Annotated in this window: 10 protein-coding genes; 3 read left to right on the forward strand and 7 right to left on the reverse strand. The window is 46.9% G+C overall.

The features are described from left to right. Nucleotides 1-3 precede the first annotated feature (3 nt). The 4 genes from MWU56_RS05300 to MWU56_RS05315 form a co-directional block, all read right to left on the reverse strand. Nucleotides 4-1,845 (reverse strand): efflux RND transporter periplasmic adaptor subunit, encoded by a 1,842-nt coding sequence (locus MWU56_RS05300; RefSeq protein WP_067035951.1) that lies wholly within the window; start codon nt 1,843-1,845, stop codon nt 4-6. Between the two features lie 4 nt (nt 1,846-1,849). Beyond that, nucleotides 1,850-3,073, reverse strand: a complete 1,224-nt coding sequence (locus MWU56_RS05305; protein WP_067035954.1) for a TolC family protein — start codon at nt 3,071-3,073, stop codon at nt 1,850-1,852. Between the two features lies 1 nt (nt 3,074). Further along, nucleotides 3,075-6,911 (reverse strand): efflux RND transporter permease subunit, encoded by a 3,837-nt coding sequence (locus MWU56_RS05310; RefSeq protein ID WP_067035957.1) that lies wholly within the window; start codon nt 6,909-6,911, stop codon nt 3,075-3,077. A gap of 104 nt (nt 6,912-7,015) precedes the next feature. Beyond that, the gene (locus MWU56_RS05315; protein WP_067035961.1) at nt 7,016-7,432 is read right to left on the reverse strand and encodes an HYC_CC_PP family protein; all 417 of its coding nucleotides are present in this window, start codon (nt 7,430-7,432) and stop codon (nt 7,016-7,018) included. Between the two features lie 571 nt (nt 7,433-8,003). Between MWU56_RS05315 and MWU56_RS05320 the strand changes: the two genes are divergently transcribed. From MWU56_RS05320 to MWU56_RS05330, 3 genes are all read left to right on the forward strand, one after another. After that, a complete protein-coding gene (locus tag MWU56_RS05320; RefSeq protein ID WP_067029091.1) occupies nt 8,004-8,423 on the forward strand; it encodes an HYC_CC_PP family protein in 420 nt (139 codons plus the stop codon). Nucleotides 8,424-8,601: 178 nt separating this feature from the next. Further along, nucleotides 8,602-8,895 carry a phosphoribosylpyrophosphate synthetase gene (locus MWU56_RS05325; protein WP_067029136.1) on the forward strand — a complete coding sequence of 98 codons (294 nt, stop codon included), beginning with the start codon at nt 8,602-8,604 and terminating at the stop codon, nt 8,893-8,895. Nucleotides 8,896-8,911: 16 nt separating this feature from the next. Next, nucleotides 8,912-10,999, forward strand: coding sequence for a copper-translocating P-type ATPase (locus tag MWU56_RS05330; RefSeq protein WP_409552656.1), 2,088 nt, complete (start codon nt 8,912-8,914; stop codon nt 10,997-10,999). Nucleotides 11,000-11,270: 271 nt separating this feature from the next. Here MWU56_RS05330 and MWU56_RS05335 read toward each other — a convergent pair whose 3' ends face one another. Genes MWU56_RS05335 through MWU56_RS05345 form a run of 3 tightly spaced genes read right to left on the reverse strand, consistent with a single transcriptional unit; the run spans nt 11,271 to nt 13,592 of the window. After that, the gene (locus tag MWU56_RS05335) at nt 11,271-12,056 is read right to left on the reverse strand and encodes a DUF4138 domain-containing protein (protein ID WP_067029093.1); all 786 of its coding nucleotides are present in this window, start codon (nt 12,054-12,056) and stop codon (nt 11,271-11,273) included. Further along, nucleotides 12,053-12,985, reverse strand: a complete 933-nt coding sequence (traM, locus tag MWU56_RS05340) for a conjugative transposon protein TraM (RefSeq protein WP_067029095.1) — start codon at nt 12,983-12,985, stop codon at nt 12,053-12,055. The genes MWU56_RS05335 and traM overlap by 4 nt, the downstream gene beginning before the upstream one ends. Next, nucleotides 12,966-13,592 carry a conjugal transfer protein TraK gene (locus MWU56_RS05345; RefSeq protein WP_067029097.1) on the reverse strand — a complete coding sequence of 209 codons (627 nt, stop codon included), beginning with the start codon at nt 13,590-13,592 and terminating at the stop codon, nt 12,966-12,968. The genes traM and MWU56_RS05345 overlap by 20 nt, the downstream gene beginning before the upstream one ends. Nucleotides 13,593-13,594: the final 2 nt, after the last annotated feature.

Here is a 13,594-nt window from a genome sequence, read left to right on the forward strand (position 1 = left end):
CAATTACATTTCATCGGTGATTTCACCGCAGGTCAACATAGCCTCTCCGAAATAGGGGTTTGTGATCTCTTTGGTCGTACTCAACCAATAGGCACCTTTGTTGTTATCGGCCATCGGGCAAAACTGTTCGTATATCTTTTGATCCACCCCAAAAAGCTTGATACCATTGGATAAATGGGCGGACAGCTGTTTAAAATGGTTGCGTTGCACCTTGACATCCGATATCTTTGAAATGGAATTCGCCGAACTGGAGATTTCCTTCGATATCGTCATCCAATGGCCGTGCGCCTTCTTGTCCGTCAATTGTTTCATATCCACATGTTCCAAGGCCGACAACACTTTTTTTGCAGCGGCATTTGCCTTGGTACCATTATCATTGACAAGGGCATCCTTTAACTCCAAGTAGGCGCTCAACACCTGTTTTAATTGGTTTTTAAAAGTCGCTGTCGCCGTCATTCGCTGGTTCATATCAGAATGGTCTGTTTTGTTTTCCAAGCCGGGATCCCCCATATCCATTTCCGAATGATCGCTACCGCCTGTACCCTTGTCATCCCCCATCTTCATGCCTCCGTGGTTATGTCCCGTCATGGCGGGCCCACCTTCAGGATTCATCATGCTCGGTTTCCCGGCCAATTGGGCCGCCGCGTCGATACTAAAGGTCCCGTTTACCGCGATCTCATCCCCTTCTTGCAGCCCCTCCTTGACAATGAAACCATTTCCCAACGATGGTCCCAAGGTGACATCGCGCAACACAAAATTCACCCCATTGGATGTGGTATTCTTGATGTATACCACAGAACGTTCCCCGGTCCACATCACTGCCGACTTAGGAATGGTTATCGCTTCTGATGCAATGGGCTGTTTTGCTTTTACGGTTCCGGAAGCGAACATTTCCGGCTTTAACCTTAAACCGGTGTTCCCGATCTCGATTCTGGCCTTGGCAACCCTTGTCATGGGATTGATCACCGGGTCGATATAGGAAATCCTGCCTTTGAAATTTTCGCCCGGGAGGGAGGGTATGGTAAAGACCACTTCGTCGCCTTTCCTTACCCAGGGCATGTCGGACTCATAAATATCGAACAATACCCAAACGCTGTTCAGGTTGGCAATTTGATATAATGCCTTGCCCTTGTTGACATAGTCGCCAAGGTTTACCATTTTTTCGGTAACGTAGCCTGAAACATCGGCATGTATCGGCAATTCCTCCTTAACGGTCCCGGATTGAAGTATCTGTGCGATTTGGTTGTCGGAAAGCTTCCAGTTTTTTAATTTTTCCTTGGCGGCATTAAAAAACTGCGGTTGGGTGTCCGCTACCTTTCTTGCTTCAAAAAGTTCCTCTTGGGCAGTGACCAGGTCAGGGGAATAAATATAGGCGATGATCTGCCCCTGTTTGATGTACTCCCCTGTAAAATTGACCATTAGCCGTTCCACCCTCCCGGGAATATGGGAAGATTGGGAATAGATCGATCGTTCATCCGCTTCCACCTTGCCATTAAGATCGATCAATTTGACCGGGGCGGTCTTGCCCACGATTTCCGTAGTGACATTGGCAAGCTGCATGGCGGTTTTCGACATGCTAACGGCCATGGGGTCCAGTTCCGAACCGTTGTCATTTTCCAAAGGGATCAAGTCCATCCCACAAATGGGACAATCTCCCGGTTCCGTCTGTCTGATCTGGGGATGCATGGAGCAGGTCCAAATGGTTTCTCCCGATACTTCCGAAGTATGTTGGTGTTCCTCTGTGGCATTGCCCTTGGAGCCCCCGAACAATAGCCATCCCAGCAAAAGTCCAAGAACCAAGGTGGACAAGGCTATTTTTACTATTTTTTGTGTTTCTGATTTCATCTGATTATTTTTTTGCCGTGATATAGTTAAACTTGGCCAACGCTATTTCATATTGCGTCAATGCGCTTATTTTCAATTTAGTATACTTCAACAATTGTTGCTGCATTCGTAACACCTCCTCGAAGTCCTTCCCGGAATTCCCATAGGCTGTGAACAACAGATTGAGTGCTTGTTCCGATTCCATGATCTGTTCATCAAAGAGGGAAATCAAATCCGTCTGCTGCCTTATGTCAAAAACGGCCATTTCATAATTGGTCTTCAATGTATTGGTGACTTCCTTTTTTTGCAGTGCATAACTTTCCTGCATCAATTGGGCCTCCTTTTCGGCTGCCCTGTACTTACCCCTGAATAGGGGCAGGCTCAAGGTAACCATGGGCATCAATACATCCTTGCCATTATCGGGAACCACCATGTCGGTACGCTTATCAACCATTACATAGTCCAGTCCGACCCCCACTTTTGGCAGGCCTTGTTTAAGGGCTGCCCTTTCGGATGCCGCTGCAGCCTTGACCTTTAATTCCAGGGAATTCAAGAGCGGATGGTCCACTACCAAGGAATCTTTGACATAATCAATGGGCAGTACATTGACCCCAAAGGTCTCAGGGATGTTTATTTGTTCATCTTCCTTACGGTCCAATAGTTTATTGAAGGACGCCAAAAGGGGGATTTCCTTATGTTTAAGGATACCCAGATTCGTCCGGGCTTCCTTTAAAAGCACGTCCACCCTTAAGACATCGACCAATGATCCCAAGCCATTTTTGAATTTCGTATTGGAAACCGTCCTGTAGGATTCCAGAATGGCAATGTTGTCCTCTTCGATCCGTACCCACTCCTTAAGTTCGTACAATGGAAAATAAGCTGCTGAAACCTCGTAATAAAGTTTGTTCCTGGCATCCAAAAAAGACTGGTACTTGGCCTCTGCCATAAGTGCAGCGGCATCACCTTGGGCCTTTAAGGTTCCAAACCAAGGAAACATCTGAGTCAGTGAAAACCTTGCCTTTTGGGGCCCTACCCGGGTTTCGACCGGGGAGATGAAGTACCCAAAGGACAGGTTTGGATCTGGTAAAGCCTTTACCTGCGGTACCTTTTGTAACGCCGCCTCAAAATCTTTGTACTGTGAAAGAAGCCCCGGGTTGTTCCCAGCAGCAATCTCAAAGTAGTCTTCCAAGGTCTGGCCATTGGATAGGATACTTGTCAAGATAAATATAATGGTCACTACCTTTTTCATTTTACTGTATTTTTTTCAATGCTTTGTTGCGATTTTTAATGACTGTTTCCCTCCAATAGGCTTGGAGTACCGGGACCACGAACATGGTCATGATCTGTATGGTCATTCCCCCAAAAGTCGGGATGGCCATGGGAATCATAATGTCGGCCCCTTTTCCGGTCGAGGTGAGTATTGGTAAAAGGGCGATAATGGCCACCGCTGCCGTCATCATGGCGGGACGCACCCTTTTTTTCCCGGCCTCCAAAACTGCCGCTCTCACATCCGGTACGGTTTGAGGGTTCTTTTCCTCGAAAACCTGGTGGATGTACGTACCCATGATGACACCATCATCGGTGGCAATACCGAAAAGCGCGATAAATCCTACCCAAACCGCAACGCTTAAGTTGATCGTGTGCATTTGGAACAGATCGCGCATGTTGACCCCTGCAATGGCAAAATTCATGAACCAATCCTGACCATAGAGCCAGAGCATTATGAAACCTCCCGCAAAAGCAACAAAAACTCCGGAAAAATGGATGGAGGATGCGATGACCGTCTTGAACTGAAAAAACAGGAGCAAGAAAATCACGATCAAACTGATCGGTATGACAATGGACAGTCTTTTCACTGCCCTGATTTGGTTTTCATAACTCCCTGAAAACTTATAGCTTATTCCTGCGGGGACCGTTAATTCCCCTGCATCGATTTTTTTCTGGATGGCTTCTTGGGCATCGTTCACCACATCGACTTCCGCAAAACCGTCCCGTTTATCAAAAAGCACATAGCCCACCAAAAAGGTGTTTTCGCTCTTGATGGCCTGAGGCCCGCGGACATATTCAAAATCCACCACTTGGGATAAGGGAATTTGCGCCCCTACCGGTGTGGGAATCAAAATTTTCTTCAACGATTCCGGGTCGTCCCTCAATTCCCTCGGGTAGCGCACCCGCACGGGAAAACGTTCCCTACCCTCAACGGTGGAGGTGATTTTCATCCCACCGATCGCTGTTTCGATGCTTTGCTGCACATCTTCAATGTTCAAACCATATCGGGATATCCCGTCCCTGTTGATATTGAGGTGCAAATAAGGTTTGCCGACTATTCTATCGGCGAATGCGGCTTCTGCCTTGACTGAGGGCACTTCCTTCAAGATACCTTCCAATTGCATCCCAAAATCCTCGATGGTCTTCAGATCGGGTCCAAAAACCTTGATCCCCATGGGAGCGCGCATTCCGGTCTGCAGCATCACCAACCGGGTTTCAATGGGCTGTAATTTGGGAGCAGAGGTTATGCCCGGGATTTTGGTGACCTTTACGATCTCATCCCAGATATCGTTGGGGGATTTGATATGGGGCCTCCAGTTTCGGAAAAACTCACCGTCCTCATCCACGATCAGGTCCTTCTCGGCAATCCCTCGCTGCAAGGCCTCCTCATTGGTCAAAGTGTCTTTATGCTGGGTAATGAACCTATCTTTTCGATCTACTTTATAACGGACCCTATGTCCGTCTTCATTCACAATGAATTCAGGTTTATAGTTGATGATGTTCTCATACATGGAAATGGGTGCAGGGTCCAGTGCGGATTCAACGCGACCGAGTTTACCGACAACCAAGTCCACTTCGGGTATGCTTCCCAAGAGCATATCCAACTGTCCAACCACCCTTTTGTTGTATTCCACCCCTGAATGCGGCATGGATGTCGGCATCAACAGGAACGAACCTTCATTGAGTGATGGCATGAACTCGGATCCTATTCCCGGGAATCTCTTGGAAGCTGCCTGCCATCCCGAGGTCTGTCTGACACTTTTCCAACCTACCGATTCAAAGCCTTTGGCCACGATTCCAAAGGTGCTATCGAACCCCAGCCAAACCAATACCCCAAAAAACAGGGTCACGAATGGGATGAGCATGAACTTTCCCTTGTTTTCCAGACACCACTTTAGGACCGGTGTATAGAAATGTACGATTCCCATCAAAGCGGCCAGGATAATGCCCACTAGAAACAACACAAAAAAGTAGTTGACCACAATACCGTTTTGGGGTCCCAAGGGCATCCATTCCTCGGTCAAGAAGAACGAGGCGATAAAAACGGTCAATCCCAAATTGATATAGTTGGGAAACGATTTATAGTGCTCCGGCCATTTGGGTTCCATCAAATTGTTCAACCCAATGAGTGAAATGACCAATGGCAACCACATCTGGGCATAGAATGCAAAGATAAGCCCGGTGGATATCAATAGAATGGACCAAAATCGTCGCACCCGTTTCTTGTCATAATCCACCCCCAGTACAAAATGGGCCAAGGCAGGCAGTACAACGATTCCCAGTACAAAGGCGCTCAACAGGGCGAAGGTCTTGGTAAAGGCCAGGGGTCTAAACAACTTCCCTTCTGCCGATTGCATGGCAAAGACAGGCACAAAGCTCACGACAGTGGTCGCCAATGCCGTGGTAATTGCCGAGGCCACTTCCACGGTGGCCCTATATATTACCTGAATGAGTTCCTTGCCCTTGGCACCATGGTTCTCGGGCATTTCCAAATGTCGGATAATGTTCTCGACGAACACGATCCCCACGTCCACCATCACCCCTATGGCAATGGCTATTCCGGAAAGCGCGACCACATTGGCATCTACCCCGGCATATTGCATGACAATAAAGGTCATTAGTACCCCGACGGGCAATAGACTGGATATGATCACAGAGGCCCTCAAGTTGAGGACAAGTACCAGTACAACGATGATGCTGATCAGTATTTCGTGCGACAGGGCATTTTCCAAAGTGCCTATGGTCTCGTGGATGAGCTGTGTCCGGTCATAAAATGGGATCACGGTCAATTGGCTTTCCACACCATTGGCCAATGTCTTCTTGGGCAATCCGGGTGCGATTTCCTTGATCTTGTCCTTCACATTATTGATGACCGCCAAGGGATTGGAACCATAACGGGCGACCACTACGCCACCTACCACTTCGGCGCCCCCTTTATCTAGCACGCCCCTTCGTGTGGCCGGTCCCAAGCTGACCACCCCAATATCCTTGATCCGAACCGGGACATTGTCAAATACGGCAACCACGGCCTTTTCTATGTCTTCCGTATTTTTGACATACCCCAAGCCCCTGACCAAATATTCTGCTTGATTGACTTCAATGGTCTTGGCGCCCACATCCCTGTTCGACTTCCGTACGGCCTCCATGACCTTGTATAAGGGGATATTATAGGCCTTTAGGGCATCCGGATTTACATCCACTTGATATTCTTGGACATAACCCCCGATCGAAGCCACTTCGGACACCCCGTCCACGGCATTCAATCCATATTTCACATAAAAATCCTGGGCGGTCCGTATCTCGTGCAGATCCCATCCTCCCGTAGGGTTGCCATCCTTGTCCCTTCCTTCCAAGGTATACCAATATACCTGTCCCAATGCCGTGGCGTCGGGACCCAAAGTCGGGGTAACGCCATCGGGCAACAGACCCGTGGGAAGTGAATTCAATTTTTCCAGGATCCGGGAACGCGACCAATAAAATTCCACATCATCATCAAAAATGATATAGATACTGGAAAATCCAAAGATGGATGAACTACGGATTGTTTTCACTCCTGGAATCCCCAGTAAATAGGTCGTCATTGGATAAGAAATCTGATCCTCGATATCTTGTGGCGAACGTCCGGGCCATTGCGTGAAAACAATTTGCTGGTTTTCCCCAATATCGGGAATGGCATCCACGGGCACCGGGTCTTTGGGCAAAAAGCCCGTATTCCAATTGAAGGGGGAAGTGACAATCCCCCAGGTAACCAACATTATTAAAACGAGAACGGTCACCAGTTTGTTCTCTAAAAAGTATTTTATGATTTTATTGAGCATATCATGAGTTTATTGTGTTGGAAATAGTGAAATTGTTCCAAAGGCAATAAATACCTAGGGCCATGCCAAAAACCATAGCACGGCCAAACGTCATCGATATGCTCTTAAATAAGGAAAGTTTGATCAAGAATCTGAATATCCTTGACCAAAAGGGGCGGAGGGTAATGTACGACAGGAACTATATTTTCCTGTGATCCCTCAAAAAGATTGATGTAACTGTAGGTGAAGGCAATTAGGAACTGATGCTCCCCTATACTTACATTTTCAACTGAAAGTAGAAGATCTTCCTGCCCGAGGACAGAAAGTGTCTCATCTTCACAGCATCCATTTTTTTGCAGATTATGTTCATGCGAATCGGAAGCTTGTTGCACATCCATTCCACAGGATTCCGCTTTACCGAAGAAGGAAAAATCAACAAGATCCTCACCACAATAGTGTTGCCCCACCGCAAAGGAAAATGTGGAGGCCAGCACATTCAGTGCCATGAAACAAGATAATATTTTGAACCAAAATAGTTTCATATGCGATTACAAAACTACAATAATTTTAACAACCCTATTTTATTTAACATATTTTTTATGGCGATTTCATGTAAAATCCTTGCCATTCCACAGCCCTGAACCTAAGCAGGCCCCACAAAATCATCGGTTTGATTTTCAATTACATATAGTATGACAAAACGTTCCCTGGCCAGCAATGACATAACGGCTTTTTCAGGTCGGCCTTATGTCAGAAATGAAGGAAGGACGGGCTATGCTATTTTGTCTTCCATAGGGAATATATGGTATACCAATTTCTTAGGCCGGGCCACAAAGGTTGTCCCATACCACATCCTGTCGGTGGATCGGGCACATTGACCTTTAGCTTCACCTGTTGCCCAAGCAACAGAAATCGAATGGGCATATGAAGTTGTTCCACCCAATCCAAAACATGATGTCCATCATGTTTTTTCAGAAGTAGTTCCCATACTTTTGAAACAGGAACAATCCACATTATCAGAATACAAAAAACTACTAATGTATGAGTGAGTTAAGATCGAATTGATTTCAATATGTTTTATGATCGGTGTACTATTTTTTTTAATTTTAATAGGTGAAGCAAACCATATCGAAAATATTATCCCTGTTTCTAGCCTGTTCCGTATTGGTCAGTACGACTTCCTTTGCTTCCAACGCCCATTTTTGTTGTAACAAATTGGTCAGTTTTTCCGTGACAGGAAAGGCAAAACCCTGCGACCAAAAGCTTCAAAACCCCAAAAGCCCCTTAAGGAAGTGTTCTTTGGAGCAAAAGAATTGCTGTAGCACGGCTACTTATGCCAATTTCGGCAAGAATGACCTGATGGTTCGATCTTTTGACCTTGATTTCGATACACTCTTAGTTCCATATACCTCCATTTTTTACCATACCGATAGCTTTGGTGGGCTACAGGAAAGCATTGTTCCTTTTAAAGACTATATCCCCCCTTGGGTCGAACGAAACCTCCCTATCCTCCACAGGACTTTATTGATTTGATTTTTTTTTCCACCTTGGGCACTATGCCCTGGTTTGTCCCTTTGTAAGGACATTCGTCCTTTAAATGGCTGGGGCATTTTCAGGACAATACATTCTGATCTGTTGTAAAAACGACGATTTATCAATGGAGATTGTAACAACAAATGGTTATATCACAATAACCCAAAATCGAAACCCTATGAAAAATTATGATACCCTTTCAGAAGCCATATCCGATTTACAGGCAAAGGGCTATACCTATGATTTTAATCTCAAGCCCCATTGTCTGGAATGCGCTTCCCTTAAAATCGAAATTCGACCGGAGGACTTTAAGGTCGACCAGACCCATCGTTTTGAGGGGATGAGCAGCACCGATGACAACAGCGTGCTGTACGCCATATCCTCCAAAGATGGCATCAGGGGCATCCTGGTGGATGCCTATGGCGTCTATGCCGGAAACATTTCTGAAAAAATGAGAAAAAAATTACGATAACCCTTAAAAAGAACCGATGATGGAAAAGCACCAACACCACGACCATTCACGGATGAACCACGATAAGACCGACCACTCCAAAATGGACCATGGCCCTGGGGGCCATTCTGGGCACAACCCCGCACATGGCCAAATGGGTCATGACCACCACAAAATGATGATCGCCGACTTTCGAAAGCGATTTTGGACAACGCTGGTACTCACCATACCCATTTTGTTCCTATCGCCCATGATCCAGGATTTTTTTGGGTATGAATTCCTGCTTCCCGGTAACCCTTACTTTCTTTTCGGGCTTTCCACCATTGTATATTTCTATGGGGGATGGCCTTTTTTGAAAGGTTTTTGGTCAGAAATAAAACAGGGTGCACCGGGAATGATGACCTTGATCTCCATGGCCATTTCCGTAGCCTATTTCTATAGCACGGCCACCGTATTCGGACTGAAGGGCCAAGACTTTTTCTGGGAACTGTCCACCCTTATCGCCATCATGCTACTCGGGCATTGGATAGAGATGAAGAGCGTCCTTGGTGCCTCAAAAGCCTTACAGTTGTTGGTCAGCATGATGCCTGCCGAAGCACACCGTGTCAAAGGGGAAACCATAGAGGACATACCGTTGGAAGCGGTATTGAAAGATGACATCATACTGGTCAAGCCGGGGGAAAAGGTCCCAGCCGACGGTACCATCGTCGAAGGCAGCAGTTACCTGAACGAATCCATGCTCACGGGGGAATCGAAACCTGTAAAGAAAGAGGAAAAGGACAAGGTGATCGGCGGTTCTGTCAATGGCAACAGCACCTTAAAGATCAAAGTGGAGCACACGGGCAAGGATAGTTACCTCAACAAAGTGATCACGATGGTGGAAGAGGCCCAAAAGACCAAGTCCAAAATGCAGAACCTTTCCGATAGGGCCGCCAAATGGTTAACCTATATCGCCTTGGCCATTGGTTTTGGGACCCTGGCGGTATGGTTGGCCCTGGGTTTCCCCTTTGTTTATGCCCTGGAACGCATGGTGACCGTTATGGTCATTGCCTGTCCCCATGCCCTGGGTCTTGCCATCCCTTTGGTGGTGGCCATTTCCACCGCGGTATCCGCCCAAAACGGCCTATTGATCCGCAACAGGACCGCCTTTGAGGAATCCCGGAAGATATCGGCCTTGTTATTTGATAAAACGGGGACCCTGACCAAAGGTGATTTTGGCGTTACCCGAATCCAATCGGTCGATGACAACTATTCCCCGGATGAAGTCCTTCGCCTGGCAAGTGCCTTGGAACAAAGCTCGGAACACCCCATTGCCGTGGGTATCATCAAAAGGGCCCAAGAGGAAAAGGTCACCATTCCCAATCCCTCGAACTTTCATGCGATCACTGGAAAAGGGGTCGAGGCAACCGTGGAGGACAAACCGGTAAAAGTGGTCAGTCCCGGTTTTTTAAGGGACAACAACATTCCCATTCCCAAAGACGCCTATAGCGATGCCGCCGAAACCGTGGTATTTGTGTTGATCGAGGAAAAACTGGCCGGATACATTGCACTGGCCGATGAGATACGATCGGAATCCCAAGAGGCCATCCAAGTATTCAAGAAGAACGACATCAAGGTATTGATGGCCACTGGGGACAATGAAAAAACGGCCAGGGCCGTTAGCGAAAAACTCGGTTTGGATGGCTACTATGCCGAAGTGTTGCCCCACCAAAAAGTGGAAATAGTGGAAGAACTCCAACGTAAGGGCGAGTTCGTGGCCATGACCGGGGACGGTGTGAACGATGCCCCGGCCCTTGCAAAGGCCAATGTGGGCATTGCCGTTGGTTCCGGTACAGACGTTGCGGCGGAAACCGCCGACATCATCTTAGTCAACAGTAACCCCAAGGATATTGCCAATCTCATCCTGTTCGGCAAGGCCACCTACAACAAAATGATCCAGAACCTGATTTGGGCAACGGCCTACAATGTGGTCGCCATTCCGTTGGCCGCCGGTGTACTGTATTCCTCAGGGTTTGTCATGGGCCCTGCCGTCGGTGCTGTGTTCATGAGCCTGAGCACCATCATTGTGGCCATCAATGCGCAGTTGTTAAAACGTAAGATAGGAAGTAATCAGATCAAAGGATGATAGGCAAATAGAGCAATTTAGCATATAAAAGGGTGCATTCCCAATAGCAATACGGATTTTCAGTGTTCCCGCAATCCTATTAGGCCACTACGAAGAGAATACTGGATTCTGGTATTAATACTGCTGGAAGCCAGTTCCATTTTTCTTGAGGTGTGCCATTCCTAATTTATTTCCTTTCTTAGTAACCATTATAACCTTTGTTATGGCAAAATTTTGTTTTCATGTTAAAGTGTATACCCAAAAAGGGATTCCACTTCCCTTTATCGATAGGTCAATAGTTGAGCTCCAACCTTCTGCTTCCACGGCTTTCCAAGAGAATCAGTCTTAGATGCTCCTTAGGGGAAAGGATAAATTTGGGTAGCACAAGTACAAATCCTTGGGAAGTCCCGGTTTTAATGATTTTGGGCCGTTCAAAGATATAATGGGGTTCCAACTTGGTTTCTTGATACGAGGATCTCCGTTTCAAGCTGCCATTTATCCTTAGGGCCTCAAGGGTGCCTACTTCAAAATCAATGCCTGATCGGTTGCGCACCTCTACGACCATAAATACTTGAGCGTTTCGGTAGACCAACCTTTTCAACCGCAATCGGATTCCCTTTCTTCGTACCGATGCCAAGGCACCATTTCCATCACTTGATAGCAATCCACTTAAAAGAGGAAATCGAGCTGTGTGGGAAGCCAAGGAATCCCCTTTTTTACCAGGTAATTGCTGTACTTGGCCAATGCTATGCGCCTTGTCCACAAAAAAATGGGTTTGTGCCAAGTGTTCCCCATAGACCACCATGAAGTCGTACGCTTGTCCGTCCATGGTGATCACCAAGAGGTTAGTAATGGTGTTGGCTGTGGCCTGCAACAGCCCAAAATACTGAGCTTCTTCCCGGTTATAGGTAAAGATCGCTTTACTGTTTCCCGTTACAGCCTGTTTGATGGGACTGGAAAAAAAAAGGGCCACGTTCATTTGTGAATTGGCACGGATGGTATCCAGGGCCTTTTGGCCCGACACGGTGTGTCCATAGGCCATTAGCATTACTGCAATGATGACGTTTAGTGTTTTCATGATCTAGGTATTAAGAAGAATTGATAATGATCGGAAATCTGAACCTTAACGGTACGTTGATCGCGCTGAAATATGCGTTTGATCCCATTGAACTGGGGCACACCCGGCACATTGATCTCTCCAAGGCCCTCTTCCAAAGACCGATCCACCACTTCACCTCGCAGATGGTTCTTCACATAAATCCCTTCCTGTCCATCCTGGGCATCATAGGCTTGCATATCCATAAGGGTTGTCCCCAATCGGGTAAGTTCCACCATCACCCGGTTGGGCCTTATCTTTACAAAGCCATAGAGGCGGGTACCTCCTGGCACTCTGTTTCCATCCACAACATAGTCATGTGTGAGTCGCAAGTCCAAACGTTGTCCGTCCCGAAGGGTTTGATCTCCATCCACATACACCTTGGCCGCAGCGGCAGTTGGTAAATTTCCATCGGGACGGTTCCTTTTTGGATTGGAGGCAAAGAACAGTTGATGTGCAAGTCCCAGATCCGTTTCCGTCCTTGGGGAACCTATTGCCATGTTTTGGTCATCTTCCCTTACCTTTTTTACAACCTCCAACTGGGGCATTTCATCTACATCCGATACAGAAACTTTTTTCGCAGTAAAGACATTGGTATCAAAGACACTGTCTATGATCCGCTGCTTTTCATATTCCATATAATTTGGATTGAAATACCCTTTATCATCCACCATGTGGTCGGGATATACTTGGGGTGCCGTGGATTGTTTTTCCACCTTGATGGCTTCCACGGCTTCCAGTTTGGATTCAAATTCCACTGAAGTGTCCTCCAGATCCGGCATGGGGATCCTTCCCACATCAAGGCTTTCCTTTTTTGGCTTTCCAAAAGTGACGATACTATATATGGTGATAAAGAGTACCATACATACCAGTACCAGAACAAAAACTATTTTATTCTTCTGTGTTTTCATGAGTTTCAAGTTTACGAAGTGAGTTTTCAAAAAAATCAGTGATCAACAATCCATGTGGATTATGGGGGAAATTCCGTTCCACTTGGATCAGATGTCCCGAGGTCACCAGTTCATAGGTATCGGTGACGGTTCCCCGATTGATCCGTATATGCAATTGGGACCTAAAGGCAAAGGAAGTCCCATCCCAATCCAGCTCTGCATCGATTCTGATGACCTCTTGCACAAGGGAATATTGCAACAACCGGTTATAGAAACCGTCTGCCTTTTTCTGTTGGTAGACAGCACCCACGGAGGCATTACCCAACCAAAGGGCCCTCTCCATGTTCTTCTCATAACTGCCGGCATCCACCCCATAAAACCACCTATGAAACTGTTCCAAATGGGCCAGGGCCTCCACTTCCAGATGATCTCGTTGTTCGGCCCAGGAAAGCGGTATGACCTCCCCTTCCCCATTGACCACGAAGGCCCCGTTCAACGATTCACGGTATATCCTGCCCACTAGGACCATAGCAACCATACAGACCAAACCCGAGGCGATAACCACGGCAAGAACCACAAAACGGTTGAGCCGCAGCACATGAACAATACTTTTAAAAGGTGTTTTCATAG

The organism is Allomuricauda sp. F6463D (genome assembly GCF_023015965.1).
GTDB lineage: Bacteria > Bacteroidota > Bacteroidia > Flavobacteriales > Flavobacteriaceae > Flagellimonas.

Bases quoted from the DNA above. Each gene is read 5' to 3' on its own strand.
- MWU56_RS05335 (WP_067029093.1), bottom strand. From the start codon at position 12,056: ATGAAAACACTAAACGTCATCATTGCAGTAATGCTAATGGCCTATGGA.
- traM (WP_067029095.1), bottom strand. From the start codon at position 12,985: ATGAAAACACAGAAGAATAAAATAGTTTTTGTTCTGGTACTGGTATGT.
- MWU56_RS05330 (WP_409552656.1), top strand. From the start codon at position 8,912: ATGATGGAAAAGCACCAACACCACGACCATTCACGGATGAACCACGAT.
- MWU56_RS05315 (WP_067035961.1), bottom strand. From the start codon at position 7,432: ATGAAACTATTTTGGTTCAAAATATTATCTTGTTTCATGGCACTGAAT.
- MWU56_RS05300 (WP_067035951.1), bottom strand. From the start codon at position 1,845: ATGAAATCAGAAACACAAAAAATAGTAAAAATAGCCTTGTCCACCTTG.
- MWU56_RS05305 (WP_067035954.1), bottom strand. From the start codon at position 3,073: ATGAAAAAGGTAGTGACCATTATATTTATCTTGACAAGTATCCTATCC.
- MWU56_RS05325 (WP_067029136.1), top strand. From the start codon at position 8,602: ATGAAAAATTATGATACCCTTTCAGAAGCCATATCCGATTTACAGGCA.
- MWU56_RS05310 (WP_067035957.1), bottom strand. From the start codon at position 6,911: ATGCTCAATAAAATCATAAAATACTTTTTAGAGAACAAACTGGTGACC.
- MWU56_RS05345 (WP_067029097.1), bottom strand. From the start codon at position 13,592: ATGAAAACACCTTTTAAAAGTATTGTTCATGTGCTGCGGCTCAACCGT.